General features: G+C 46.3%; 29 protein-coding genes. 8 read left to right on the forward strand and 21 right to left on the reverse strand.

Annotation, left to right across the window (positions count from 1 at the left end; all coding sequences use genetic code 11):
- Window positions 1-143: 143 nt before the first annotated feature.
- Window positions 144-1,139: a ferredoxin--NADP reductase 2 gene (yumC, locus tag AC2CGA_RS07225; RefSeq protein ID WP_003151984.1), complete on the forward strand. Its 996-nt coding sequence runs from the start codon at window positions 144-146 to the stop codon at window positions 1,137-1,139.
- Between the two features lie 40 nt (window positions 1,140-1,179).
- Here the strand turns inward: yumC and AC2CGA_RS07230 are convergent, their stop codons facing one another.
- On the reverse strand, window positions 1,180-1,323 hold the full coding sequence (locus AC2CGA_RS07230) for a hypothetical protein (protein ID WP_003151982.1): 144 nt from the start codon (window positions 1,321-1,323) through the stop codon (window positions 1,180-1,182).
- A 217-nt stretch (window positions 1,324-1,540) separates the two neighbouring features.
- On the opposite strand from AC2CGA_RS07230, the gene guaC reads away from it, so the two are divergent.
- A complete protein-coding gene (gene guaC, locus AC2CGA_RS07235) occupies window positions 1,541-2,521 on the forward strand; it encodes a GMP reductase (RefSeq protein WP_014305737.1) in 981 nt (326 codons plus the stop codon).
- A gap of 62 nt (window positions 2,522-2,583) precedes the next feature.
- Here the strand turns inward: guaC and AC2CGA_RS07240 are convergent, their stop codons facing one another.
- The 6 genes from AC2CGA_RS07240 to AC2CGA_RS07265 all read right to left on the reverse strand — a co-directional run bounded on the left by AC2CGA_RS07240 (window position 2,584) and on the right by AC2CGA_RS07265 (window position 6,756).
- Window positions 2,584-2,805, reverse strand: a complete 222-nt coding sequence (locus AC2CGA_RS07240; RefSeq protein WP_003151978.1) for a DUF5970 family protein — start codon at window positions 2,803-2,805, stop codon at window positions 2,584-2,586.
- A 16-nt stretch (window positions 2,806-2,821) separates the two neighbouring features.
- Entirely contained in the window at window positions 2,822-3,349 is a 528-nt protein-coding gene (locus tag AC2CGA_RS07245) for a stage II sporulation protein M (RefSeq protein WP_014305739.1), read from the reverse strand.
- Complete coding sequence (locus tag AC2CGA_RS07250; RefSeq protein WP_003151975.1) at window positions 3,346-4,050, reverse strand: ABC transporter ATP-binding protein; 705 nt, start codon at window positions 4,048-4,050, stop codon at window positions 3,346-3,348. The genes AC2CGA_RS07245 and AC2CGA_RS07250 overlap by 4 nt, the downstream gene beginning before the upstream one ends.
- The gene (locus AC2CGA_RS07255; protein ID WP_003151974.1) at window positions 4,043-5,698 is read right to left on the reverse strand and encodes a hypothetical protein; all 1,656 of its coding nucleotides are present in this window, start codon (window positions 5,696-5,698) and stop codon (window positions 4,043-4,045) included. The genes AC2CGA_RS07250 and AC2CGA_RS07255 overlap by 8 nt, the downstream gene beginning before the upstream one ends.
- A gap of 82 nt (window positions 5,699-5,780) precedes the next feature.
- Complete coding sequence (locus tag AC2CGA_RS07260) at window positions 5,781-6,116, reverse strand: uberolysin/carnocyclin family circular bacteriocin (protein WP_003151973.1); 336 nt, start codon at window positions 6,114-6,116, stop codon at window positions 5,781-5,783.
- A 67-nt stretch (window positions 6,117-6,183) separates the two neighbouring features.
- A complete protein-coding gene (locus AC2CGA_RS07265; protein WP_139885441.1) occupies window positions 6,184-6,756 on the reverse strand; it encodes a hypothetical protein in 573 nt (190 codons plus the stop codon).
- A gap of 380 nt (window positions 6,757-7,136) precedes the next feature.
- Between AC2CGA_RS07265 and AC2CGA_RS07270 the strand changes: the two genes are divergently transcribed.
- Together AC2CGA_RS07270 and AC2CGA_RS07275 are read left to right on the forward strand one after the other, a co-directional pair.
- Window positions 7,137-7,463, forward strand: coding sequence for a MerR family transcriptional regulator (locus tag AC2CGA_RS07270; protein WP_257262507.1), 327 nt, complete (start codon window positions 7,137-7,139; stop codon window positions 7,461-7,463).
- Between the two features lie 39 nt (window positions 7,464-7,502).
- Window positions 7,503-8,264, forward strand: coding sequence for an SDR family oxidoreductase (locus tag AC2CGA_RS07275; protein WP_139885440.1), 762 nt, complete (start codon window positions 7,503-7,505; stop codon window positions 8,262-8,264).
- A gap of 142 nt (window positions 8,265-8,406) precedes the next feature.
- On the opposite strand, the gene AC2CGA_RS07280 is transcribed toward AC2CGA_RS07275, so the two are convergent.
- The 4 genes from AC2CGA_RS07280 to AC2CGA_RS07295 all read right to left on the reverse strand — a co-directional run bounded on the left by AC2CGA_RS07280 (window position 8,407) and on the right by AC2CGA_RS07295 (window position 11,412).
- Window positions 8,407-8,769: a HesB/IscA family protein gene (locus tag AC2CGA_RS07280; RefSeq protein WP_139885439.1), complete on the reverse strand. Its 363-nt coding sequence runs from the start codon at window positions 8,767-8,769 to the stop codon at window positions 8,407-8,409.
- Between the two features lie 77 nt (window positions 8,770-8,846).
- A complete protein-coding gene (dapF, locus tag AC2CGA_RS07285) occupies window positions 8,847-9,701 on the reverse strand; it encodes a diaminopimelate epimerase (RefSeq protein ID WP_003151965.1) in 855 nt (284 codons plus the stop codon).
- Window positions 9,702-9,824: 123 nt separating this feature from the next.
- A complete protein-coding gene (locus tag AC2CGA_RS07290) occupies window positions 9,825-11,042 on the reverse strand; it encodes a NupC/NupG family nucleoside CNT transporter (RefSeq protein WP_024085753.1) in 1,218 nt (405 codons plus the stop codon).
- Window positions 11,043-11,175: 133 nt separating this feature from the next.
- On the reverse strand, window positions 11,176-11,412 hold the full coding sequence (locus tag AC2CGA_RS07295; protein ID WP_007408721.1) for a YuzB family protein: 237 nt from the start codon (window positions 11,410-11,412) through the stop codon (window positions 11,176-11,178).
- A gap of 266 nt (window positions 11,413-11,678) precedes the next feature.
- Between AC2CGA_RS07295 and AC2CGA_RS07300 the strand changes: the two genes are divergently transcribed.
- The gene (locus AC2CGA_RS07300) at window positions 11,679-12,746 is read left to right on the forward strand and encodes an NAD(P)/FAD-dependent oxidoreductase (RefSeq protein WP_060657594.1); all 1,068 of its coding nucleotides are present in this window, start codon (window positions 11,679-11,681) and stop codon (window positions 12,744-12,746) included.
- Window positions 12,747-12,782: 36 nt separating this feature from the next.
- On the opposite strand, the gene AC2CGA_RS07305 is transcribed toward AC2CGA_RS07300, so the two are convergent.
- Window positions 12,783-13,109 carry a YuzD family protein gene (locus tag AC2CGA_RS07305; RefSeq protein ID WP_044052935.1) on the reverse strand — a complete coding sequence of 109 codons (327 nt, stop codon included), beginning with the start codon at window positions 13,107-13,109 and terminating at the stop codon, window positions 12,783-12,785.
- Between the two features lie 79 nt (window positions 13,110-13,188).
- Between AC2CGA_RS07305 and AC2CGA_RS07310 the strand changes: the two genes are divergently transcribed.
- Window positions 13,189-13,524: a NifU family protein gene (locus AC2CGA_RS07310; protein WP_169510385.1), complete on the forward strand. Its 336-nt coding sequence runs from the start codon at window positions 13,189-13,191 to the stop codon at window positions 13,522-13,524.
- A 40-nt stretch (window positions 13,525-13,564) separates the two neighbouring features.
- Here the strand turns inward: AC2CGA_RS07310 and AC2CGA_RS07315 are convergent, their stop codons facing one another.
- From AC2CGA_RS07315 to cotNH, 5 genes are all read right to left on the reverse strand, one after another.
- The gene (locus tag AC2CGA_RS07315; RefSeq protein WP_207119988.1) at window positions 13,565-15,541 is read right to left on the reverse strand and encodes a S9 family peptidase; all 1,977 of its coding nucleotides are present in this window, start codon (window positions 15,539-15,541) and stop codon (window positions 13,565-13,567) included.
- A gap of 103 nt (window positions 15,542-15,644) precedes the next feature.
- Window positions 15,645-16,574 (reverse strand): homoserine kinase, encoded by a 930-nt coding sequence (thrB, locus tag AC2CGA_RS07320; RefSeq protein ID WP_003151940.1) that lies wholly within the window; start codon window positions 16,572-16,574, stop codon window positions 15,645-15,647.
- A complete protein-coding gene (gene thrC, locus AC2CGA_RS07325; RefSeq protein WP_484480202.1) occupies window positions 16,571-17,629 on the reverse strand; it encodes a threonine synthase in 1,059 nt (352 codons plus the stop codon). The genes thrB and thrC overlap by 4 nt, the downstream gene beginning before the upstream one ends.
- Window positions 17,629-18,930 carry a homoserine dehydrogenase gene (locus AC2CGA_RS07330; RefSeq protein ID WP_003151938.1) on the reverse strand — a complete coding sequence of 434 codons (1,302 nt, stop codon included), beginning with the start codon at window positions 18,928-18,930 and terminating at the stop codon, window positions 17,629-17,631. Before AC2CGA_RS07330 ends, thrC begins: the two co-directional genes overlap by 1 nt.
- 201 nt (window positions 18,931-19,131) lie before the next feature.
- The gene (gene cotNH / locus AC2CGA_RS07335) at window positions 19,132-20,148 is read right to left on the reverse strand and encodes a spore coat-associated protein CotNH (RefSeq protein ID WP_031306537.1); all 1,017 of its coding nucleotides are present in this window, start codon (window positions 20,146-20,148) and stop codon (window positions 19,132-19,134) included.
- Window positions 20,149-20,302: 154 nt separating this feature from the next.
- Here cotNH and AC2CGA_RS07340 point away from each other — a divergent pair, with 154 nt between their 5' ends.
- Window positions 20,303-20,803 carry a phosphatidylglycerophosphatase A family protein gene (locus AC2CGA_RS07340; protein WP_014305750.1) on the forward strand — a complete coding sequence of 167 codons (501 nt, stop codon included), beginning with the start codon at window positions 20,303-20,305 and terminating at the stop codon, window positions 20,801-20,803.
- Between the two features lie 26 nt (window positions 20,804-20,829).
- Here the strand turns inward: AC2CGA_RS07340 and AC2CGA_RS07345 are convergent, their stop codons facing one another.
- From AC2CGA_RS07345 to lipA, 4 genes are all read right to left on the reverse strand, one after another.
- Entirely contained in the window at window positions 20,830-21,600 is a 771-nt protein-coding gene (locus AC2CGA_RS07345; RefSeq protein WP_003151932.1) for a TIGR01457 family HAD-type hydrolase, read from the reverse strand.
- 33 nt (window positions 21,601-21,633) lie between these two features.
- Complete coding sequence (locus AC2CGA_RS07350) at window positions 21,634-22,068, reverse strand: DUF86 domain-containing protein (protein WP_003151930.1); 435 nt, start codon at window positions 22,066-22,068, stop codon at window positions 21,634-21,636.
- A 25-nt stretch (window positions 22,069-22,093) separates the two neighbouring features.
- Entirely contained in the window at window positions 22,094-22,369 is a 276-nt protein-coding gene (locus tag AC2CGA_RS07355) for a YutD family protein (RefSeq protein ID WP_003151928.1), read from the reverse strand.
- A gap of 218 nt (window positions 22,370-22,587) precedes the next feature.
- Window positions 22,588-23,484, reverse strand: a complete 897-nt coding sequence (gene lipA / locus AC2CGA_RS07360) for a lipoyl synthase (protein WP_003151923.1) — start codon at window positions 23,482-23,484, stop codon at window positions 22,588-22,590.
- Window positions 23,485-23,685: 201 nt separating this feature from the next.
- Here lipA and lytH point away from each other — a divergent pair, with 201 nt between their 5' ends.
- Window positions 23,686-24,663 (forward strand): L-Ala--D-Glu endopeptidase, encoded by a 978-nt coding sequence (gene lytH / locus AC2CGA_RS07365; protein WP_003151918.1) that lies wholly within the window; start codon window positions 23,686-23,688, stop codon window positions 24,661-24,663.
- The last annotated feature ends 7 nt before the right edge of the window (window positions 24,664-24,670 follow it).

Genomic DNA, 24,670 nt, shown 5'->3' on the forward strand with positions numbered 1-24,670 from the left:
AAACAGATTGGAATTTGTCCCCATCTTAGCGGCGGCCGCAATTTTTTTCAAGAATGAAGCGGCCGGGCGGTTTTCGGCACTCGTCATCCTTTCAAATTGTATGTTATAATTAATAACAATTTTCAATTAGGAGGCAATTTGGTATGCAAGAGGATTCAAAGGTTTATGATATTACGGTCATCGGCGGCGGCCCGGTCGGCCTGTTTACCGCTTTTTACGGGGGAATGAGACAGGCGAGCGTCAAAATCATCGAGAGCCTGCCTCAGCTTGGCGGCCAGCTCAGCGCGCTGTACCCTGAAAAATATATTTATGATGTAGCCGGATTCCCGAAAATCCGCGCCCAGGAACTTGTGAACAACTTAAAAGAGCAAATGGCAAAGTTCGATCAGACCATCTGCTTAGAGCAGGCCGTTGAATCTGTTGAAAAACAGGCGGACGGTGTGTTTAAGCTTGTCACGAATTCAGAAACGCATTATTCAAAAACGGTCATTATCACCGCGGGAAACGGCGCATTTAAGCCGAGAAAGCTTGAGCTGGAATCAGCGGAACAATATGAAGGCAAAAACCTGCACTACTTCATTGACGACCTCAACCAATTCGCAGGCAGACGCGTTGCCGTTCTGGGCGGCGGCGATTCCGCTGTTGACTGGGCGCTCATGCTTGAGCCGATTGCCAAAGAAGTCAGCATCATCCACCGCCGTGATAAATTCCGCGCGCATGAGCACAGTGTCGAAAACCTGCATAATTCTAAAGTCAACGTGCTGACACCGTTTGTTCCCGCTGAACTTGTCGGTGAAGACCGGATCGAACAGCTCGTTCTCGAAGAAGTGAAAGGCGACCGCAAAGAAATCATTGAAATTGATGACCTGATCGTAAACTACGGCTTTGTTTCTTCTCTCGGTCCGATTAAAAACTGGGGCCTTGACATCGAGAAAAATTCCATCGTCGTCAAAAGCACGATGGAAACGAATATTGAAGGCTTCTTTGCCGCCGGAGATATCTGCACATATGAAGGCAAAGTCAAGCTGATCGCCAGCGGTTTCGGCGAAGCTCCGACAGCCGTGAACAACGCGAAGGCTTACATGGACCCGAAAGCGCGCGTCCAGCCACTGCATTCTACAAGCATGTTTGAAAAATAATATAAAAAAGAGTCTGTGTCATACCGGCACAGACTCTTTTTTATTTAAACATCCAAATATAATTCATGACGGTTCCGACAACGAGCGCAATGACAAGCGCCGACACGACCCAAATCGTGCCTAAAATAATCCGGTCCTGAATTTTCTGGGCTTTCGGACTGTGCCCGGGCTGTTTTTGTTCCATACCGGCCCCTCCCTTCTTCTGCAAATCTATCTATCGTAACAAATGTCTTACAACAACCAATACTACTATGATAACCAAACTGCAAATGGATGACAAGCTGACCGCATATGAGGCAGCATGAAATCATTTGACATTCCTGACAAAACAAAGTACATTATAAAAAGACGAACATTTTAATTTTATTTAATTATATTATTCGCTTTTAGGGGTGTTATATATGGAAAATGTATTTGATTACGAAGATATTCAGCTGATTCCTGCAAAATGCATTGTTGAAAGCCGATCTGAATGTGATACATCAGTTACGTTGGGCGGACACACGTTTAAACTTCCGGTCGTACCGGCCAACATGCAGACGATTATAGATGAAAACATCGCGGCCTGGCTCGCGGAAAACGGGTATTTTTATATCATGCACCGCTTCGAGCCGGAAAAACGTCTGGCTTTTGTCCGGGATATGAAAGCGCGCGGACTGATTTCTTCCATCAGTGTCGGCGTGAAGGAAAATGACTATGAATTCATCCGGGAGCTGAAAGAACAGGAGCTGGTGCCGGATTATATTACCATTGATATCGCGCACGGCCATTCCAATGCCGTGATCAGCATGATTGAATTTATTAAAGAACATGTCCCGGAAAGCTTTGTCATTGCAGGGAATGTCGGGACGCCTGAAGCCGTAAGAGAGCTGGAACGCGCGGGCGCTGACGCGACAAAAGTGGGAATCGGCCCCGGGAAAGTCTGCATCACAAAAATTAAAACCGGCTTCGGAACCGGCGGGTGGCAATTAGCCGCGCTTCGCTGGTGCGCAAAAGCGGCGAGCAAACCGATCATTGCTGACGGCGGCATCCGCACGCACGGCGATATCGCGAAGTCCATCCGATTCGGCGCGTCTATGGTCATGATCGGATCATTATTCGCCGGCCACGAAGAATCACCGGGACAAACGATTGAAATCGACGGAAAGCTGTACAAAGAATATTTCGGCTCCGCTTCTGAATTTCAAAAAGGCGAAAAGAAAAACGTCGAGGGCAAAAAAATGCATGTCGAACATAAAGGGTCTTTGCGGGACACGCTGGTTGAAATGGAGCAGGATCTGCAATCTTCCATCTCTTACGCCGGCGGCAATACACTCGAAGCCATCCGTAATGTCGACTATGTAATCGTAAAAAACTCTATTTTCAACGGCGACAGATTTTAACACGCAGCAGAGCCGCTCGAAGATAAAAAAAAATGACATTCATATTGAATGTCATTTTTTTATTAAATACCGAAATAAAGAGCCGCACTGGCTAACAGATTAATCACAAAAATAAACAAAAAGATGTAACGAATGAATTTATTTTGCACCGGAGCAAATATAAAGAGATATAGTCCTGCCACCCCAAAAGTAAGAACAGGAAACAGCCACTCAAAGGATAAAGAAATGATATAACCGATAATCATAACAATCGGCACACCGATTAATGATAATTTACTTCTCATATGATTTCTGCCCCTTTTACTTAAAAATTGGTGTGATGTAAGCTTCAATAACGGCAGCGGCGATCAGCAGACAAATAATAAGCAGCACCAATATTCCAATATGCCTGAACATTGAAACCATTATCTTTTTTTCCTTAGAAAAACACAGCCTGATGACCAATTCAACGCCCTTAAAACCAATGGCGCCACTTAATAATAACGCAGGAACTTCAAATATACCATGAGGAATTAGCAGTAAAAAAATCTGATAAAAAGGAACCCCGCTATGCAGATTTTCTATAATAGAGCCGCTTAAAATAAACCCGTTGGTGAATAAATAAAAGATTGAGGTCAACCCAAAGGTAAAAAAACCCGCGGCTAAAAACAGACAAGCGATTGCATTGTTTTTCAGCAGTTCAACCGCGCCTGACGAGCCGTTGTAAGACGCTGATGAAACAAAGTGATCGGAAAAAAACGCAGCGATCACACCGCCTGAAAAAAACAGCACTGACGCGGTTAACGGAATGGCGGACGTTCTGATTGCCGGCAACATGCGGTTCATCATGTATAGATACGCTCAGCCAATTCTTCAATCTCTTCTAATGAATGCTCGGATGACTGATACTCCGCCGCAAAAACGCCTTCATGTATAATACCGATCGTATCGCACAGCGAATGCGCCAGCTCCAGCAGGTGAGTCGATAACAGGACTGTATTTCCCTGCTTGACGTACTCCTTTAATAACGTCCGTATCGTTTTACCGCTGATTAAATCAATGCCCGTCAGCGGCTCGTCAAGAATTAATATCTTTGGCTGATGAATGAGCGCTGCCGCAATTGATAATTTTTGTTTCATTCCATGTGAATAAGTTTTAATCAGCTGATTTCCGTCTTGAGAAAGCTTCAGCGTCTCCAACATATTCTTTATATAATCATTTGTCCGCTGAGACGGAACTTGAAACATTTCCGCTGTAAAACGCAAGTATTCGACTCCCGTTAAGTAATCATATAAAAAAGCATGGTCGGGCACAAAACCGATATCAGCCGATATTTGCCCCCCCTCTTCTGAATCCAGTTCCTTGCCGTCAATCATGACGCGGCCTGAAGTCGGTTTAAGCAGGCCCGAAATGATTTTCAAAGTCGTTGTTTTCCCGACTCCATTAGTCCCCAGCAAAGCATAGATTGAGCCTTTTTTCACCTCAAACGAAATATCTTTCAATACCTGTTTTTCACTATAGTTTTTTTGTATATTCACTAATTTAATCATTGTTCGCAAACCTTTCCGCCATATTGATTCTGCGAAGAAACAGAAACATGACTCCATAGTTTAATAGTGTGAACAGGACAAAAATACCTGATGCAGAATGAATAAGCATCGTTTCAAGTTCCGGCTTTTTATAGATAAAATAGGACGTGATCGCAGCGATTTGAAGCGACACAATGAAAATGAAAGAACTGTATAAGTTGTTATACGTCTTTGCTTTCCCCGCTTCTCCAATTTCGTACAGATGCTCCCAGTTTTTCTTAGGATACAGGGCGGTGCTTGAAATCTGGACAAGACTGTATAAAAAACCCGAACATAAAAACACAATAAACAAGTAAATCGTCAGCGCCGCGGAAGACGGAAAAAACACCGTAATCAAAATGGTGATGATGAACGAATAGATAAGAGCGGCGAGATTATAAATACATACTTTCGGAAACACCAGCTGCCACGCATGTTTGATATTCCGGTGAAACAGATGCTGATTTTTTATTTCCCCGTCAACTGATAATACTGTTTTGAGCGCATCTCCGACGAGCTGATACGAAAAGTTCGCAATGATAACCGCCGCAGACACGATGGCGGCTGCCGAATACCCGATAAAGTGATGCGATAGAAGCGGAATACAAAAACCTAAAAACAGCATGAACAAATACAGCATACTGCCGAAGTTCCTGATAAAAAACCCGTCAATTCTCGATAAAAACAGCAGATCCTTTTGAAAAACGGCATGAAATATTTTGTTATTTCTATATAATTTCAGCTTTGGCGCAAAATCAGCGTTTGTCAAAAACATATAAGGAATAAGGTCCATTTTCTTCAGCGTGGCCGACCACAGTTTAAACATCCCCGCCGTTAAAAGGACGGCGGCCGCAAACACCGCAGCGAAAACGAGCACGGAATGTGAGCGGAATGCTAACCATACATACGGCGTATTCATGAGGATGTTCCGGAAAGCCGGTGACTCCGTAAAGCTTGAAATATCCTTTGCGGTATACTCCCCAAACACGAGAAGATAAACGGCATACCCGACTGCAAGCGGAACCAGCAGGCTGACGCTGAATAAAATGCCTTTCAGGATTTTCAAGTAAAACAATTTGCTCCATATATTTGTAAGAAGATAAACAACATAAGAAAACAGCATAGATAAAAATAAATTGAGAAGAAAATAAACGAAGCCCAAGAAAAATACGATGATCGCCGCAGACCCGGTCATGCCTGCGCTTGATAAAAACAAAAAGACCGGAAAAACAAAAAGATACCATACGAAAATGGTTTTTTTGATCGCCTGGCCGGCAAAAACAGAAAACAGCTGTAAAAAACGCACCTTTTTTAATTGATGAATGACCTTGCGCGTATCCAGCAGAAAGGCATTGTGATGTTCTTTAAAGAAGCCGGCAGCCCAAAAAAGCTGCTCAAGTGAAACGGCGATTAAAACAAATTGCCCCCATGCGCTGAGGGGCAGCTGAATCAGTTTTGTCCCGAATACAACACCGCATCCCAGGAAAACGAGATATAAACATAACAGAGAAATAATAATGGCAGACAGCAGTTTGCTGTTGAGTTGAGGAATGCCCCAATCTTCCTTTCTTTTTCGAAACGATGACAGGGTATTATATTTGATAAGAGCCGCAATTTGTTTGACTATCATACTTTCAATCCTTACATATGTATTTGGGAGAGAGGCTCTTTTTGCAGCTTGTACAAAAAGAGCAATTATTTATTGGTCGATTTTACCAAGCAGCTGCGTATTTTTTGCCGTATTTCTTAATCATTGTTTTTGCTGTTGCAACGATTGCATAAGAAATCGCGCCTGCGCCTGTAACGATACCGATGAGAGAAATGATAGAAGCAATTGTTGATGCCGCATCAATAATATCAATTGCTTTTTTAGCTGCTGCTGTAGAGATGCCCAGAGTCGAAGCTAATTCAGCATTGGCTGAGAATGCATGAGCCGCCGCCACGTTTAATTCAGTTCCCGTTAATAATAGTGCATAAACCAATGTTGCTGCAGCAAGAGCCGCGCCAAACAAAATGAAAGACTTTTTATTAGATTTTACTAAGTTCATCATAACATCTCCCTACTCTGTTTTTTTAATTTATAATAAAATTCAGCTTAATTGACTCTCTCCCGAGCTAAATTTTATCCGCCATAAAATAATTAAAGAAAATAGTAAAGAGTTTTAATAAAACAAAACATCCAGTCAAAATGATTCTCTTGCCTTTACTGAGATCGGTCAGTTTTCCTGCGGCAGCATAAAGAGCCGCAATTGATATGAGCAGAAATGGATCCAGCAGCTGCAGACTCAAGCTGGTGCCGCCGGCAGAATATATAAGCGAGGAATCAGCCGTTAAGTAGTTAACAACTGAAAGAATCAACATTTTAAATGCCGAGATTAAAGAAGTCAGTGTATATAGAAGCAAATATATTTTTTTCGGTTTTTTTGTACCGAGAATAAAAGCGGCAACGAATAATAGAAATCCGCCTATCAGAATTTCCACAAAAGTTGTGAAGATCATAAACCCTTGCAGAAACATGACAATCGTACGAACACTTTTCTCCCTGATATCGTAGGTACTTTCTCCGACGGAAGAATAATACGACTGCAGAACTTTATCGGAAATACTGAATTGGAAGAGTAATGAACAGATCAAAATGATGAAAAAAGAACTTAAAAATATTTTTTTATTGCTCAATTGACCTATCATATTATCATCCTTTTCTTACAAAATAAATTAACTATTCTATACTTTTACAATTTAGTTTATTCCTATCAAAAAATCAATATCCTTTCGAAAAATATGACTTTAGAACGTGTTGACTAAGAGCACATCTTTCAGATTTTTTGATTCTATATACCCTTTATTTTTTTCCGAATTTGCAAATAGTATGATTTGAACCGTTGATTTGAGGATTTTTGTGAAGGCCGTCACTCCTAAACCTATTGAAAATCTGCCCATTTCCTTTTGTGACATATGTCTGAATTCATCACATTTTTTTTATTGACTTAAAACATGGTTTAAGTCGTATCATCACCCAGTGACAAGGAAAAAATACTGTTGGAGGTCTTTCGAAGACATGTTGTTCAATTCGTGAAGCAGCAGCAAAGTGTAATATGACAGAATCAACGTTACGTTATTATGAAAAAAAGGGACTGCTGCCGCTGATTGAACGTGATGAAGCCAGCCGGCGGTTATTTTCAGAAGATCAAATGCCGCTCCTTGAAATCGTGATTTGTTTAAAAAATACCCGCATGACCATCAAAGGCTTTAAGCAATATATTGATTGGGTAATTGAAGGAGAGAGTCCTATTAAACTCCGGCTTGACATGATGAGGAGACACAAGCGGTCAGTACTGGATGAAATGTCGTCAATGACAAAGGCTTATATCAAAAGCTCTGTTCAAGAGACGTAAGTTTGTTGAAGTAAAAACAATCGGAAAAGAGGAGTTAATATGAAACTGACGGGAAATACAATACTGATTACAGGCGGAAATGCCGGAATAGGATTGGCTTTCGCAGAACGGTTTTTAAAAGCGGGAAATAAAGTCATCGTGACCGGACGGCGTGAGCACGCTCTTCAAAAAGCAAAGGAAACATTCCCGGATCTTACTACCTATGTCAGTGATTTGAGCATTCCATCTGAACGTATATCACTGTTTGATTGGGTGAAAGAAAATTATCCGGAAGTGAATGTGTTAGTAAACAACGCGGGGATTCAACAACGTTTTCATGTGCTGAAAGCGGACGCGAAGGACAATTGGGACTATTTTAATAAAGAAATCACAACGAACATTGAAGCTCCCTTCCACTTGTCTATGCTGTTCGCTCCGTTTTTTGCCGGAAAAGAAGATGCGGCTGTCATTAACGTCTCTTCGGGATTGGCTTTTACACCGCTTGCCATTGCACCGATCTATTCAGCAACGAAAGCGGCGCTTCACTCATTTACAATGAGTCTGAGACATCAGCTTTCTGATTCATCTGTAGAAGTGATTGAAGTTGCGCCTCCGGCGGTAAATACAGATTTAGGCGGAGCAGGGCTGCATACTCAAGGAGAACCGCTGGATGAATTCGCTGATGGGATTTTTAAAGGACTGAAAGAGGGCAAACTAGAAATCGGATACGGTTCTTCAGCGGAACGGCTGCGCATGTCCCGGGATAAAGCCGATGAACATACGGCAAATATGTACAATGCGATGAAACATACAATTGAATAACCTCTTTGAAAAAGCAAAACCCGCTTCTGTTGAGCGGGTTTTGCTTTTATTAAACAGATAAACGCCTTTTTTAACAATGGTGCAAGCGCCATCGAAAAGAAAGACGTCCTATTGTTTCATCCTGAGAATGGCGGGCTGACCCTTAGCACTCTTCCGGCGTACCGGCGTTTTTGGCCGTGCGGAAAGAAGATCCGCAGCCGCAGGAAGCGATGGCATTCGGGTTGTCAATAGTGAAACCGCCGCCCATCATGGACTGTTTGAAGTCAATGATCGTGCCGATCATAATATCAAGGCTTTCGCTGTCAACCAAAACGGTGATTCCGTGCTGTTCAAACATGCTGTCTTTTTCGCCTTTTTCGTGCTCAAATCCCATTCCGTAAGACAGGCCGCTGCAGCCGCCGCCTTTTACGCCCACACGGAGAAACGCGTTTTCTTCTTCATGCTCTTTCATCATATCTTTTATATGCAAAGCCGCTGCTTCAGTAATAGTTACTGGAACACTCATAAGTAGACCTCCTTTTTTAAAAACGGATGCTGATATCTATTATAAACCTTGAGGAGCGTATTTCTCAAACGAGCTGTTTACAAATAATAGACGCCGCTGCATACGGTTTCGGCGGGTCCCGTCATCAGCACGTGCCCGTTGTCCTGCCAATTAATCACAAGATCGCCCCCCGCTAAATGAACGGTGATATCCCGGTTTCGTTCGGAAACACCGTTCAATACGGATGCAACAGCCGCCGCACAGGCGCCCGTTCCGCAAGCCTGTGTAATGCCGGAGCCGCGTTCCCATACGCGGAAATGAAGTTCATCGGCGCTGACGGTTTCCACAAATTCGACATTGACGCCTTCCGGAAATCTCGGGTCTTTTTCAATGACGGGACCGAGCGTTGTAAGAGGCGCTTGATTAATATCCGCAACCGGAAAAACAATATGGGGGTTTCCCATTGATACGGCTGTTCCGGAAAGCTCCGTTTCTCCAAAAACAAAGGTTTCATCGATCGTCCGTTCATCTTCATTGCCGAGCATCGGCAGCTCTTTTTTGGTGAGGCGCGGTTCGCCCATATCGACGGCGACTTCACGCACAATCCCGTTTTCTTCCGTAATATCTGCTTTCACAAGGCCTGAAAGCGTCTCAATGAAAAAGGACGTTTCTTCTGTCAGCTTATGTTCGTATGCATACTTTGCCACACAGCGAAGGCCGTTGCCGCAATTTTTCCCTTCTGAGCCGTCATTATTAAAAATCCGCATTTTGACCGGCGCTTTTTCTGACGGACAGATGAGGATCATTCCGTCAGAGCCGATGCCCGTGTGAATGCTGGACACTTTAACGGCAATCTCAGCCAGCCGTTCTTCCGGCAGCTGTTCTTCAAATTGATTTACATATATATAACTGTTTCCAAGACCGTGCATCTTGGTAAAACGGAATGAATTCATATCGGCCTCCAACTTTTTTTCTTTTACTTAGTATAAAAGCTCTTCCCCTCGGACACAATACAAATATCCCCCGTTTTTCATACATAAAAGCTCCCTGCATATGCAGGGAGCTTTTATCGTTTACTAAATAAACATGCCGGCAATCGCCGCGCTGAGAAGGTTTGCGAGTGTTCCCGCAATAACCGCTCTTAATCCGAGGCGCGCAATGTCCGAACGGCGGCTTGGGGCCAAACCGCCCAGTGTGCCGAGCATAATCGCAATCGAAGAGAAGTTGGCAAATCCGCACAGCGCAAAGCTGATAATCGTAGACGTTTTTTTAGAAAAGTCCGCAATATGCGGACCGAAGTTTGAATAAGCGACAAACTCATTCAGCACAAGTTTCTGTCCGATATAGCTTCCCGCTCCGAGCGCCTCATGCCAAGGAACGCCGATTACAAATGCGATCGGTGAAAACACGTAACCGAGAATGGATTCTAATGTAATATGTTTGAAACCGAACCAGCCGCCGATTCCGCCGAGAATTCCGTTCACTACGGCGATGAGCGCGACAAACGCAAGAAGCATGGCGCCGACATTCAGAGCAATCTGAAGGCCCGTGGACGCGCCTTTTGCCGCTGCATCAATCACGTTAGCGGCGCCTTCGCCTTCTTCGTCCATATTAAAATCGCCTTTTATCGTCTGCGTTTTTTCTGTTTCAGGTATTAACATTTTTCCGAACACGAGACCGGCGGGAGCCGCCATAAAGCTGGCCGCCAGCAGGTATTCAATCGGAATGCCTAACAGGGCGTAACCGAAAAGCGTCGAACCCGCTACAGCCGAAAGGCCGCTCGTCATAATCGTAAACAGCTCGGAACGGGTCAATCCCGCAATCAACGGTTTAATGGCAAGCGGTGATTCAGACTGTCCGACAAAAATATTCGCAGCCGCCGCAAGCGATTCCGTTCTGCTTGTCCCAAGAAGTTTTGACAGTCCGCCTCCGATGACGCGAAAGATGAGCTGCATGATTTTCAAGTGATACAAAACGGCAATCAGCGCTGAGAAAAAGATAATGACCGGCAGAACGCTCAGCGCGAAAGCCGGGCTGCTGCCCACTTTTAACAGCGGGCCAAAAATAAAGCTGATGCCTTCGTTCGCATAATCAATGAGAAGCTGCACACGGCTTGAGAACCATAAAAATACGGCCCGGCCGGCGTCCCACTTTAATACGATGAATCCGAAGGCCATTTGTAAACATAAACCGACAATGACGGTTCGCAGGTTAATTTTGCTTTTCTTCTCTGATAACAAAAAAGCAATGGCTAATATAGCAACTGCCCCGAGCAGCCCCCAAACGATATTCAATGAATCCACCTCTAAAATTTTATTTAAAAAAAGTCTTTATTAAGATAACAATATTTATTTTTGCTGTCTACAAATTTTTTATTTTGCCAAAACCCGGGCGCAATAAAAAAGAGACCCCGTTCGGAGCCTCTGATTAAAACATCGGATTTTCTTCTATGAATGTATATATGTTGTCAACCAACTCAGCAGGCGTGCCCCCCGTGACCACTTCGCCGTTAACCAGGGCGAACAGGGACTCCATGCATTTTCCGCAGTAGCTTAAACAGCCGTACTCAAGCACGTCCAAGTTCGGATCCTTCTCTAAGATCTCAAGTGCTTCCTGGGAACCGCGCGCTAAATTGCTGACACAGAATTCAATCATCGGATTCATGCGGTTTCACCTCACATATGTACCTTATCCTAACGGAATTTCCTCTATTCGTCAAAGATCCGGTTTCACGCTCAATGTTATCGTAACATATTAATTCAGGTTAAAGGTTTTACTATTGCGTGTTTTCTGGTCAATTTGTAGGTTATTTTAAAACTATTATTGTGGTTTTAGATCAAATTCGATATAATTCTAGATGTTATTTTACATAGTTCGTTATTTTGTAACAATATTGACTACCATATTTTTCGGGCAAAAGGGGAATCATTATGAAAAAATTGGTCTTGATCGGCGGGGGTTACGGAAACATGCGGGTGCTGCACCGCTTACTGCCGAACCAGCTTCCGTCAGATGTATCCATCACGCTGATTGACAGAAACCCGTATCACTGCTTAAAAACAGAATATTATGCGCTCGCAGCCGGCACGATTTCTGATCATCATATCAGGGTGTCTTTTCCTGAGCATCCGAATCTGGATGTTCAGTACGGTGAGGTGGCTTCCGTCGACACGAAAAACAAACAGGTTCTGTTTCATGACCGCGAACCGATTTCTTACGATGACGCGGTGATCGGACTGGGCTGTGAAGATAAGTATCATAACGTGCCCGGCGCGCCGGAACATACTTACAGCATTCAGACCATTGATCAGTCACGCGAAGCCTATCAAAAGCTGAACAACCTCGGCGCCAATGCATCTGTCGCTATCGTCGGAGCGGGATTAAGCGGCGTGGAGCTTGCCAGTGAATTAAGAGAGAGCCGTGACGATCTGAAGATTATGTTATTTGACCGGGGCGACCTGATTTTATCAAGCTTTCCGAAAAGACTCAGCAAGTACGTTCAGAAATGGTTTGAAGAACACGGCGTCACCATTATCAATAATGCGAATATTACAAAAGTGGAAGACGGCATCGTTTATAATCATGATGAAGGAATACCGGCCGATGCCATCGTGTGGACGGCGGGAATTCAGCCGAATAAAGCCGTCAGAGAACTGGATGCTGAAAAAGACCCGCAAGGCCGCATCGTTTTAACACCGCATCACAATCTTCCGGGCGATGAGCATGTTTACGTCGTCGGTGATTGCGCGAGCCTGCCGCATGCGCCGAGCGCCCAGCTGGCTGAAGCGCAGGCGGAACAAATTGTGCAGATCCTCCTGAAACGCTGGAACAATGAAGAGCTGCCGGAAACAATGCCGCAATTTAAGCTGAAAGGCGTCCTCGGTTCACTCGGAAAAAAAGCGGGCTTCGGTCTTGTCAACGACCGTCCGCTCATCGGGCGTGTGCCCCGTTTATTAAAATCAGGCCTTTTATGGATGTACAAGCATCATAACGGCTGATAAGAAAAAGCCGCTGATTGCGATCAGCGGCCATTTTTAAGAGCCCGCCACATAGCCGCGCTTTTCCATTTCTTCATATATATCTTTTAAATGCGGATTCCCTTCCCCCACAATGACATCCTCCACCAGCACGAGCGGATAGAAAAATTCATCGTTCTTGATGCGCTCCGCAAGCTCTTCTGTCTCCTTTTGCTGAGGCGGTGCGTCAATATCAATATACCGCATGTTAAAAGGCTGCTCCGGGTATTTCCGTTTCAGCGCCGCCTCCAGCCATTCAAACGTATCTTTGGCGCTCGGCATATTCACGCAGCTTGCGCAAAGCGTTTCAGCGCCGTAAACACTGAGCGTAACCGGCTTTGTCATGTATATCATCCCCTTTACACCAGTATACAAAGGACGGGGCAGCTTTTGTATAAAAAACGGTTTTTATGTTCAAGTTTAAATATGCTATAATGGAGAAAGCAGCTTTGCAAACCAAACATTAGATTTTTACCGTTACTGTGAATATAATGGTTTTATGTATATGAAAGGAGCGAATCTCATGACTGAGGTTGAAATGAAAGAGCAAGTACAGGAAGTATTGGATAAATTACGTCCGTTTCTGCTTCGTGACGGCGGTGACTGTGAGCTTGTTGATGTAGACGAAGGCATTGTAAAGCTTCGCCTCCTTGGCGCATGCGGCAGCTGCCCAAGTTCAACGATTACGCTGAAAGCCGGAATTGAACGCGCCCTTCTTGAAGAAGTACCGGGTGTCGTTGAAGTAGAACAAGTATTTTAATTATAAAACCAGGCTGCATGACAGCCTGGTTTTTTTATTTTTACAAATAGTCATCAAACCATGAACAAATATAACGGATGCGTTTCATCCGCTGTTCGGGATGGCCGCTTCTCGACAGCTCATGCGTAGCTTTCGGAAATCGGATGAACGACGTCGTTTTGTTCAGTTTCTTCAACGCGGTAAAGAGCTGCTCCGCCTGCTCTATCGGACAGCGGTCATCTCGCTCACCGTGCAGGATCAAAAGCGGCGTCGAAACGCGGGATGCATATTTTACAGGAGAACGATCCCAAAGCTTATCCGCTTCCTCAAACAAATCATGTCCGAGCTGCCAGTCGGTAAAAAAGAAGCCGATATCGCTGACACCGTGGAAGCTGAACCAATTTGAAATGGAACGCTGCGTGACGGCAGCTTTAAAACGGCCTGTCTGTCCGACAATCCAATTCGTCATAAACCCTCCGTAGCTTCCGCCCGTCACACCGAGACGGCCGCTGTCTATAAACGGATACGCCTGAACGGCTTCATCCACCGCCTGCATGACATCACGGTAATCTCCGCCTCCGTAATCACCCCTGACACGATTGACAAAATCCTGTCCGTAGCCGTGGCTTCCTCTCGGGTTGACATACACGACAGCATATCCTTGTGCGGCCAGCACTTGGAATTCGTGAAAATACGTATGGCCGTACATCATGTGAGGCCCGCCGTGTATGTATAGAATGAGGGGATATGTTTGATCCTCTTCAAAAACGGCAGGCTTTAAAAACCAGCCGTTTACCGTCAGCCCGTCCTTTGTTTCATATTGCAGCTTTTCCGGCACGGATATGATACGCTCCTCTATAAACCGATCATTGTAAAATGTCAATTGCCTCTCTTCCCCATTTTCAAGTGAAATGCTGTAAAGCTCGGAAGGCTGTGCGGGTTTGGCAATGACAGCGATACAGCTTTTCTGATCAGGATGAAAAGCAAAACCGTTCACGTACTCTTCTTCTAATCGGATCGGATATACGAGGCCGTCAATCGAGATATAATAAATACCGGTGCTTCCCTGCTCGCTCCCGAGAACGTAAAAGCCCTTCCCGTCGTTTGTCCATACCGGCCGGGGCGTCACTCCTCCTATGATTGAATCCGCAATCAGCGCATCGCTCAAATGAACATCCAGCATGTCGGTCAGGCAGGACAGCCGCTCAGTTTTCACGTCGTACAGCCACGCTTTCTCTAAAGTCGCATTGCGAAATTCATTCTCATGGCCCAGCATCGCGATATAAGAACCGTCCGGTGAAAACACGCAGGAACCGAAAGAACCGCGGTGCGGCGTAATCTGCTTCAGGCTTCCGTCCGCCAGATTCATCAGATAGACATCGCTCGGCTTTCCGGCGTCACCCGGCTCGCATAAATTGGCGGTAAACGCAAGCTGCCTGCCATCCGGTGAAAAGGCCGCGCCATAATGATCCGCTTCATGATCCGTCAGCTGCTGAATCTCCCCCGTTTCAAGATGAATCAGCACAAGCTGTGTCCGGCTTCCGTTCAGCAGGCCCTTCCCGTCACGTTTATATGTTAATGATTGAATCTCAACCGGCTCATACTCGTCATGCTTCTTTTTTTCTTTCTCATCGGCGCGCTCCGCTGATGTCAGACTGACGGACACAAGCACGGATCTGCCGTCGGGCGCCCATATCGGATCTGATACGCCCCAAGGAATATCGGCAGCCTGTTCCGCCTCTCCGCCGGCAGCGTCGATGATGTACAGCTGAGGGATGCCGTCCTCCCTGTCAGAAACAAAGGCGAGGCGCCGACCGTCAGGCGACCACCGCGGACTTGTATGTTTATCGTCCCCGAAAGTCCACGGGTTTGAGATGCCGGATTCTGTGTCATATACCATAATAGCTGAGGAATAGGAATCCCGCTTATGATTGACTGTTGTCCGGACGTAAGCGGCTCTTCTGCCGTCAGGGGCATATTGCGGGTCTGTCACGGATACGAGAGACGCAATGTCCTCCTCGGTTATGAGTTTTTTCAAATCGTTTCTCCTCCTTTTCTTTTTTATTTCGCTTCCCTAAATAAAAATCCTTCTCCAGAAAAAGAAAGCGTCCTTCTCTGATGGGAAGAACGCTTTTTTATCATTATACACTTTTCACCTGTTCTAAAGGATTCCGTTCAATTACGCTTCCTTCTGACGGGACGGTAAGCGCCGCAATCTCACAGTGAGGGAAATGCTCAGAAAGCTGTTTTCTCAGCTCTTCTCCCTTTCCTTTTTCAATCAGGACAAGAATCGTCGGTCCCGCTCCGCTCAGCGCCGTTCCGTAAGCGCCTTTCATTTCGGCCGCGTGTTCCACCTTTGAAAGCTCAGGAACAAGCATGGCGCGGTACGGCTGATGGAGGATGTCTTTTCTCATCATTTTCCCGGCGAGCGCCCAGTCATTTGACATGATCGCAGCAACGAGAAGGTTGCTGACGGCGCTTGCTTTAACTGCGCGTCGGTACGGCAGCTCTTTCGGGAGCACGTCTCTTGCGTCCCTGGTCAGAACTTCGTAAAACGGAATCACTGCCACAACATCGATATCCGCTTCGGCAACACGCACGATATGTGTTTCATCTTCTTCGTGAAGGCCGATTACAAGCCCTCCTGCAAGGGAAGCAGCGGCATTATCAGGGTGTCCCTCTTCAAGACTGGCTAAGTGCAGCTTGTCGCTTTCCGACAGCTGCAGGCCGCATAACTCATCCGCAAGCTCAATGGCGGCGACGATAGCGGCCGCGCTGCTTCCGAGACCCCGCGCAAGGGGGATGTCACTCCAAACTTTGACATGGGCGGGCGGCAGCTCTTTCTGATAGCGGTCAGCCGTCCGTTTGGCGACTTGGTAGATGAGGTTGTCCGTTCCTTGAGGGATGCCCGCGACAGTTTCGGTTTCCGCCGAGAACTGCCATTCATCGTTTCGGAAAACCGAAAGCTTCAAATATCTGCTGAGCGCCATTCCGATGGAATCAAACCCAGGTCCTAAGTTGGCGGTGCTTCCCGGAACCGTAATGGAAAACAGCATCTCCGCCTCATTCATACACGCGCCGCTCCATTTAAGTATTCCAGAATACTGTCCTCATCTGTCGGCAGCGTGATCGGTTTTATGTCAGATACGTCCACAGCCGTGTTCGGATCTTTCAGGCCGTTTCCGGTCAGAACTGCGACAACCTTGCTTCCTTTTGGAATTTCACCGGATTTCACCTGTTTTAAAACACCGGCGATGGATGCACAGGAGCCCGGCTCGGCAAATACGCCTTCTTCACGGGCAATCAGCTGATAAGCGTGAAGGATTTCTCCATCTGTGACTTCATCAATTTTTCCGGCTGATTCTTCCGCAGCGAGCACGGCTTTGTCCCAGCTGGCGGGATTCCCGATCCGGATTGCCGTCGCAACGGTTTCTGGATTTTTAATGACTTCGCCGCGGACGATAGCCGCAGAACCTTCCGCTTCAAAACCGCGCATCTTCGGAAGTCCGGTGCCGTTTTTCTCATGATATTCTTTGAACCCTTTCCAGTAGGCCGTGATATTCCCGGCATTTCCTACCGGGATCGCCAGAATGTCCGGCGCTTCGCCGAGCTGTTCGCATACTTCAAAGGCCGCTGTTTTTTGCCCTTCAATCCGGTAAGGGTTTACTGAATTCACTAATGCAATCGGTGATTTTTCACAAATCGACCGGACGATGGCCAGCGCGTCGTCAAAGTTTCCGTCAATCGCGATGATTTCCGCACCGTACATGACGGCCTGCGCAAGCTTTCCGAAGGCGATTTTCCCGTCCGGGATGATGACGATGCATTTCATGCCGGCTCTCGCCGCGTATGCGGCAGCCGCAGCGGATGTGTTGCCTGTTGAGGCGCACATGATGGTATCATTGCGTTCTTCTTTCGCTTTGGCGACCGCCATGACCATGCCGCGGTCTTTAAAAGATCCCGTCGGATTAACGCCTTCTGTTTTCACATGCAGTTCAATTCCGAGCTTTTCAGAAAGCTTCGGGAGGTGAATCAGCGGCGTGTTGCCTTCATGCAATGTCAGGGCCGGCGTCCGATCCGTCACCGGCAGAAATTCTTTATATTGATGGATGAGTCCTTTCCACATTAGCTCCAACCGTTCCCTTCTACACGATATGTGCTTTTTACTTCTTGTACAACTTCTAGATCATTTAAGTTTTGCAGAATGTCACTGAAATCTTCTTCCGATGTATGATGCGTGACGATGACGATTTCCGCGAGATCGTCATGTCCTTTTATCGGCAGCTGCAGAATTTTTTCAAAGCTGACGCCGCGCTCTGAGAAGGCCGATGTGATTTTTGAAAAAGAGCCCACCTGGTCTTTGACATGAATTCTTAAAAACTGCTGGGCGTAGATATCAGACGGCTGCTTCAGATTTCTTTCAAATTGCGGGGCGACAAAGCTGTTTCCGTTTACGCCGAGACGCATGTTTTTCATGACCGCGACCAGATCGGAAACGACTGATGTCGCAGTCGGCATGCTTCCGGCTCCGGGGCCGTAAAACATCGTTTCGCCTACGGCTTCTCCGTACACGTAAACGGCATTAAACTCGTTATGCACGGCAGAGAGCGGATGATGATCCGGGAGCAGTGTCGGCTGAACGCTGACTTCGATTTTATTGTCATCACGCTGGGCGATGCCGATCAGCTTCATCGTATAGCCGAGCCGTTTGCTGAAGCTGATGTCTTCATCCGTAATCCGGGAAATTCCTTTTACCTTGACATCGTCCAGATCGACGTTCATAGAGAAACCGAGACGGGCTAAAATCGCCATCTTGCGTGCGGCATCGAGTCCTTCTACATCGGCGGTCGGGTCCGCTTCCGCGAATCCGAGATCCTGCGCTTCCTTCAGCACTTCTTCATACGGGCTTTTTTCTTTAATCATTTTCGTTAAGATGAAGTTCGTCGTTCCGTTGACGATTCCCATCATTTTTGTGATCCGGTCAGAGGAAAGGCCTTCTTCGAGCGTGCGTAAAATCGGGATTCCGCCGGCGACACTCGCTTCATAATACAAGTCACAGCCATTTTCCTTTGCGGCGGCTAAAAGCTCTGACCCGTATACGGCGATCAGATCTTTATTTGCGGTCACAACATGTTTTTTCGCTTTCAAGGCATCAAGAAGATATTGCTTCGTCTGTTCAACACCGCCGATGACTTCAATAATCACGTCGACCTCAGGGTCATCGATCACATCATAGACTTCTGTCGTCAGCACTTCTTTCGGCAGGTCTGCGTCTCGTTTTTTATCAATATCTTTAACCAGCACTTTTTTAATCGTCACCGGACAGCCGACCTGGTGCATAAGCTTATCCTGATGATCTTGTATAATTTTGACGACTCCGCTTCCCACGGTTCCCAGTCCTAACAGTCCAATACGAATCGCTTCCAAAGAGAAACTCCACCTTTCTTCCTTTTGTCCACTAGAAAAGGACAATTGTTAACCCTTCACAGACATTTAAGTTACAAATATTATATAAGCCCGTATTTGTTTTGACAAGCGGCTGAATATTGTTTCTACGGCCATGAAAACGCTTAACACATTGATATGACAAGATTCCCTATTTTCTAAATATTTTTACGTTATATTTTCTTACGAACTGATTCCTTTTCCGAGCCACGCTACAGGCGGGACAAAAACCTGCGCCGACCTGACATTCATCATGTCGTGACATGTCTGTAAAAACTGTTCATAGCGGGTGCAGTCGGCAAGAATGTAGTCAAGCTGCTCTTCGTAAAACTGTTTTTCAGAATCATGAGAAATGTAATAGCTCTCCACCGTCTCAAAGAAATGAAGCGGAAACAGCAGGCGGCTGTAAAACAGGCGCTTGGAAAAGGAGGATAACGGCGTAACTTGCTCATATTCCTGCAAAAACAAAAACCCTTCGTTAAGCAAGTCGTCACGATGATACAAATATGTGCTGCGCATATATTCCGCAATATCACGGGCGGCATGGTCGAATACCCAATCTCCCGGAATGCGGATCAATGATTCCTCCGACCAGGTATCCCGTTCCATCCGCTGATGGCAGATTGTCCCCGAGTCTTCTGCGCCGGGATTGTCATCCAGCTCCGTATCCACTAAATATTGAATCGCATTTTCCGCTAAGCCTGAATAATAAGGAAATGCTTCGATCATTTTCTTTTCGAACGGTTCAAGCGGAGACATATGAATTTTCTGCATCCAGAATGATTCCAGCTGATCCACCCGTTTTCCCCATAAGTCCTTCCATTGGCCGATCCTGCCCGCTTCTTTCACTTCGTACGGAAAACCCCGCCCTTTTCTGTGAAATTCGGCAAGCTCCCCTCCGACAGAAAACGACCGGTTTGCGACGGGGATCGGCGCTTTTAAGAGCGCATACGTTTTGCCTTCGTCCTCAAAGGTCAGTTCTCCTTCCTTCGTAAAGATAAACACTGAAACGTATGGGTCACTTTGTTCTTGTAAATACTGACTCATGTAGTAAAGCTCCGTCAGCTCTGATTGCGAAAACCCGGAAACGGGAATAATAAGAAAGAAGGAATTAGGCGTCTGGAAGCATTGGTATTTCTGATAAACGGAAAGCTGTCTGACGTGGATGCCGTACTTTTCTTTAATGATGCTTTTCATCATAATCACCTGCCTGAAAAATTAGAGCTATTCACATCGTAGTCATACGCCGGCGGAATTATGAATACATATTGTAATCCTTTGAATCAAGTGGAGAAACATCGTACACATCGGAAGGGTGTTGTATAAACTAGTAAAAAAAGATTGGGTGAAGCAAATGTCAGAAAAGGAACAACTGAATCAGGTGGAAGCTGTCGCCAGAGCGCGTTTAAAAGAACGGGGGGTTGAGACGGACGATATTGCCGAGCTGGTGTATTTCCTTCAGAAAAAATATCATCCTGATTTGACGATGGAAGTATGCAGGCTCAATGTGAACCGTGTCATCGCAAAACGCGAGGTGCAAAACGCCATTTTAACGGGAATAGAATTAGATGTGCTCGCCGAACAAAAAAAACTGTCTGAACCGCTTCAGACCATTCTGGCGATTGATGAAAGCCTGTATGGGGTTGACGAGGTGCTCGCCTTCTCTATCGTGAATATATACGGCTCAATCGGCTTTACGAATTACGGCTACATTGACAAAGAAAAACCCGGCATTCTCGGGCGGTTAAATGATAAATCTACGGGGGAATGCCATACGTTTCTTGATGATATCGTCGGCGCAATCGCAGCAGCGGCTTCAAGCCGGCTTGCCCACAGCGCCAGAAATACAGAATAAGGACGGCCGTCATGGCCGTCCCTTTTTTATAGATGTTCAATCCATTCTGTTAAAGAGTCAATCGCATATGTCGGCTTCCGGTCGTAATCTGCCATATGCTCACGCTTTGTCACTCCGGTATGAACCAGCAGCGTATCCATGCCAGCATTGATGCCGGCCATAATATCCGTTGCATAGTTATCGCCGACCATGAGTGTTTCGGAAATATCCGTTCCGAGCACACGCATCGCCTGTTCCATAATAATGGATTCAGGCTTGCCGATAAAGACAGGCTCAACGCCCGTTGACACCGTCAAAACGGATGTGAGCGAACCGTTCCCTGGTAAAAGCCCTCTTTCAGTCGGAATGGCGACGTCGCCGTTTGTTGAAATGAACCGGGCGCCGTTTCTGATCGCAAGGCATCCCGTTGCCAACTTTTCATATGTAATGCCGCGGTCGATTCCCACAACGACAAAGTCCGCGTTTTCTTCTCCGAAGCTCAGCCCGTTTTCTTCAATGGCCTGGCGGATGCCTTCTTCGCCGATCACATACACCGACGCGTCTTTTTTCTGCTGGGCGATATGCTGCGCAGTCGCCATGCTCGTCGTGAAGACCTGCTCTTCAGTTGCCGGAATGTCAAAGCTCATCAGCTTGTCCGCCACCTGCTTCGGCGTCCGGGAAGAATTGTTCGTCACGAATAAATACGGAATGCCGCGCGCTTTAAGCGTTCTCACGAATTCACACGCTTCTTCGATTTTTTCCGTCCCGTTGTACATTGTGCCGTCCAAATCTATCAAATATCCTTTATAATCCTTCATACTCAACACTCCTGTGGATTTTCTCACTCGTTGTTATTTAAATGCGGAAACAGGCCCTAATTCTGTTTCCAGGTAGGTTCTTACACGGGCCGGAAAGGCTTTCAGCACGTCCCTGTTTGACGTGATCAGCGTAAACAGCTCCTGATGATCGGCTTGCTGATATTCCTGAACAAGCCGCTTTCTGGAAGAGATCAGCTGCTTGAGCTTATTCGCTTCATCCTCAGCTACCACCTTTTCATCCGTCAGAATATCCATGATGTCGTCATAACTCCCCGGATCGCGCATGATAAAGCCGTCAATCATATCATTTCCGACATCGAGAATGCATTCGATCATAAGATGGCTGATCCGCTCAAGCGCTCTTTTTTCGATTTCGCTCTGCCATGCAGGCGTGCTGTCAAACAGCGCCAGCTGGGTCTCAAAAAAACGGAGTGTTTGTTCGATATTATTTCTGTCAACAAAATACACGTGACAGCATCCCCTTCTGCATCAATTATTTTCTGATTCGTTTTAAAACAAAATACGCGCAGCCGAAATTGCAGTATTCGTAAATGTATTCGTCCAATGTGCTGATTTTCGTTTCAAAGGTTGCTTTTTGATTCTGGTCATCAAAGAAGCCTTTGAGCCGCAGCTGACTGTATCCCCAGTCTCCCACAATGTAATCATATTTATTTAATATGTCCGAATAGCGGGCTTTGAACGCTTCTTCATTAAAGCCGTTTTTAAAATCGTGTACGAGTTCAAACTCGGCATTTTGAATAAGAATCATGTCTTCACCTCTTTTATCACTCTTTACTATCATAATTCATTGACTTCTGTCCATCAATTGCAAAATGAGACGGTTCGGACGGACGGAAAAATTTTCCCCTTTTATATCCAGTGTAGCGGTTCTGACGATCCTTATTCAAGAATGACTTTTTCCCTGCACAGACGGCTCCATCACAAAAAACCCAAAACCTGCGGCGTTTTGGGTTTTTTCGGCTTATCCTATGCTTGGGCCTGGCGTTTTTTAGACGCTTCGTTCACTTGTTCATCCGCATGATAGGAAGAACGGACAAGCGGGCCTGCTTCACAGTGGCTGAAGCCTTTTTGCATCGCGATTTCTTTCAGTTCGGCAAATTCGTCCGGATGATAATATTTTTGGACTTTTAAATGTTTTTTCGACGGCTGCAGGTATTGGCCGATCGCCATGATGTCGACATTGTTCGCAAGCAGGTCGTCCATCACTTCAATAATTTCTTCCTTCGTTTCGCCGAGACCGATCATAATGCTTGATTTCGTCGGGATGTCAGGCTGCATTTCTTTCGCACGGCGCAAGAATTCCAAAGAACGGTCATATGTTGCGCGGGCCCGGACTCTCGGTGTCAGGCGGCGGACGGTTTCAATGTTGTGGTTCAGAATATCAGGACGGGTATCCATTAATGTTTTCAGGTTGTCGTAATTTCCGCCCATATCGGATGGCAGCACTTCAATTGTCGTGAACGGGCTTTTTCTGCGGATCGCCCGGACCGTTTCCGCAAAGACGCCTGCTCCGCCGTCTTTCTGATCATCACGCGCCACGGCCGTGATGACGGCGTGCTTTAAGTTCATCAGTGCAACCGAATCAGCTACGCGTTCCGGTTCCTGCAGATCCAGCTCAGTCGGCAGACCCGTTTTGACAGCGCAGAAGCGGCATGCTCTCGTACAGACGGAACCGAGAATCATGAACGTCGCCGTACGTCTGACAGCCCAGCATTCATGGATGTTCGGGCATTTTGCTTCTTCACATACGGTATGCAGATTATTTTCACGCATTAATTTTTTCAGACCCGTATAGTTTTCATTCGTGTTCAGCTTTATTTTGAGCCATTCCGGCTTTCTCAGATGCTCGTCTTTCTTTGCCATTTCCCCATCATCTCCATTATCCCTTTATTCATGTTCGTGTGCGAAAAATTTCTATTTCACGATGGATATAAAACTTGCAGATTTCTATTCAATAGTCACTTTAACATAGGAAAAATTTCTCGACAAGGGAAGAGAATTACTTACATTTTCTCGGATTGTTGCCGCAAACTAGTTGTATTAATCCTGAAAGGAGATCATGTTGTGAAAGTTCTGTTATCTGCTCTTCTCCTTTTATCATTTTTCTGTCCGGCTGCAAGCGGGAAAGAACAATCGGCTCCTGTTTACGGTGAACGGATGCAGTTGTACCGCAAAGCCGAAGCAGTCACGCAGATTCCTTGGTATGTGCTTGCGGCGGTTGATCAATATGAAGAAAATGTCCGCTCGAACCGAAAGGATCTGCCGGAAAAAGCGGGAATCATCAGCATTTATATTCCGGATCATTTGTGGAGCGGGCCTGAAAATCCAAATCCTAAGGACGAGGCGCCCCTCAGCATTAAAGTATTTGACGGGATCGGCCTGGACGGCGACGGCGACGGAAAAGCCGAGGTCAGCAATGATGAGGATATCCTTTATACATTTGCACAGTATTTAGCGGGATTCGGAACGGATCTTGACCATATCCGCATCGGCCTCTGGAATTATTACCGCCGTGATCAGACGGTCGGCATTATCACCGAATTCATGACACTGTTTAAAACGTTCGGCCGCCTTGATCTCGGAGAGCACGCTTTTCCGCTTCCCGTGAAGACGGATTACAGCTACCGCAGCACATGGGGCGCCGCGCGGGGTTTCGGCGGGCGCCGGATTCACGAAGGAACGGATCTGTTCGCTCATTACGGACTTCCCGTCAGATCGACCTGCTACGGTATTGTTGAAATGAAGGGCTGGAACCGTTTCGGCGGCTGGAGAATCGGCATCAGGGATATCAATAACACGTATCACTACTTCGCTCACCTGAACGGCTTTGCAAAAGGTGTGCATAAAGGCCAGATCGTCAAACCCGGAGAGGTGATCGGCTCTGTCGGCAGTTCCGGATACGGACCGCCGGGCACCGCGGGAAAATTCCCGCCGCATCTTCACTACGGGATGTATAAAGATAACGGCAGATCGGAATGGTCTTTTGACCCGTATCCCCATTTAAGGGCATGGGAGCGAAAAGAAATCCGCAGGAAAAAGTAAACACACA

Source organism: Bacillus sp. SYZHCR11, assembly GCF_057196865.1.

Bases quoted from the DNA above. Each gene is read 5' to 3' on its own strand.
- cotNH (WP_031306537.1), bottom strand. From the start codon at position 20,148: ATGATGAAAAGCATCATTAAAGAAAAGTACGGCATCCACGTCAGACAG.
- AC2CGA_RS07265 (WP_139885441.1), bottom strand. From the start codon at position 6,756: ATGATAGGTCAATTGAGCAATAAAAAAATATTTTTAAGTTCTTTTTTC.
- AC2CGA_RS07240 (WP_003151978.1), bottom strand. From the start codon at position 2,805: ATGAGAAGTAAATTATCATTAATCGGTGTGCCGATTGTTATGATTATC.
- AC2CGA_RS07305 (WP_044052935.1), bottom strand. From the start codon at position 13,109: ATGACAAAGCCGGTTACGCTCAGTGTTTACGGCGCTGAAACGCTTTGC.
- lipA (WP_003151923.1), bottom strand. From the start codon at position 23,484: ATGGCAAAGAAAGACGAGCATCTGAGAAAGCCGGAATGGCTCAAAATA.
- AC2CGA_RS07255 (WP_003151974.1), bottom strand. From the start codon at position 5,698: ATGATAGTCAAACAAATTGCGGCTCTTATCAAATATAATACCCTGTCA.
- AC2CGA_RS07300 (WP_060657594.1), top strand. From the start codon at position 11,679: ATGAAAAAATTGGTCTTGATCGGCGGGGGTTACGGAAACATGCGGGTG.
- AC2CGA_RS07230 (WP_003151982.1), bottom strand. From the start codon at position 1,323: ATGGAACAAAAACAGCCCGGGCACAGTCCGAAAGCCCAGAAAATTCAG.
- AC2CGA_RS07340 (WP_014305750.1), top strand. From the start codon at position 20,303: ATGTCAGAAAAGGAACAACTGAATCAGGTGGAAGCTGTCGCCAGAGCG.
- yumC (WP_003151984.1), top strand. From the start codon at position 144: ATGCAAGAGGATTCAAAGGTTTATGATATTACGGTCATCGGCGGCGGC.
- AC2CGA_RS07260 (WP_003151973.1), bottom strand. From the start codon at position 6,116: ATGAACTTAGTAAAATCTAATAAAAAGTCTTTCATTTTGTTTGGCGCG.
- AC2CGA_RS07295 (WP_007408721.1), bottom strand. From the start codon at position 11,412: ATGAATCCGATGATTGAATTCTGTGTCAGCAATTTAGCGCGCGGTTCC.
- AC2CGA_RS07275 (WP_139885440.1), top strand. From the start codon at position 7,503: ATGAAACTGACGGGAAATACAATACTGATTACAGGCGGAAATGCCGGA.
- AC2CGA_RS07345 (WP_003151932.1), bottom strand. From the start codon at position 21,600: ATGAAGGATTATAAAGGATATTTGATAGATTTGGACGGCACAATGTAC.
- guaC (WP_014305737.1), top strand. From the start codon at position 1,541: ATGGAAAATGTATTTGATTACGAAGATATTCAGCTGATTCCTGCAAAA.
- dapF (WP_003151965.1), bottom strand. From the start codon at position 9,701: ATGAATTCATTCCGTTTTACCAAGATGCACGGTCTTGGAAACAGTTAT.
- thrC (WP_484480202.1), bottom strand. From the start codon at position 17,629: ATGTGGAAAGGACTCATCCATCAATATAAAGAATTTCTGCCGGTGACG.
- AC2CGA_RS07280 (WP_139885439.1), bottom strand. From the start codon at position 8,769: ATGAGTGTTCCAGTAACTATTACTGAAGCAGCGGCTTTGCATATAAAA.
- AC2CGA_RS07355 (WP_003151928.1), bottom strand. From the start codon at position 22,369: ATGATTCTTATTCAAAATGCCGAGTTTGAACTCGTACACGATTTTAAA.
- thrB (WP_003151940.1), bottom strand. From the start codon at position 16,574: ATGAATGAGGCGGAGATGCTGTTTTCCATTACGGTTCCGGGAAGCACC.
- AC2CGA_RS07245 (WP_014305739.1), bottom strand. From the start codon at position 3,349: ATGATGAACCGCATGTTGCCGGCAATCAGAACGTCCGCCATTCCGTTA.
- AC2CGA_RS07250 (WP_003151975.1), bottom strand. From the start codon at position 4,050: ATGATTAAATTAGTGAATATACAAAAAAACTATAGTGAAAAACAGGTA.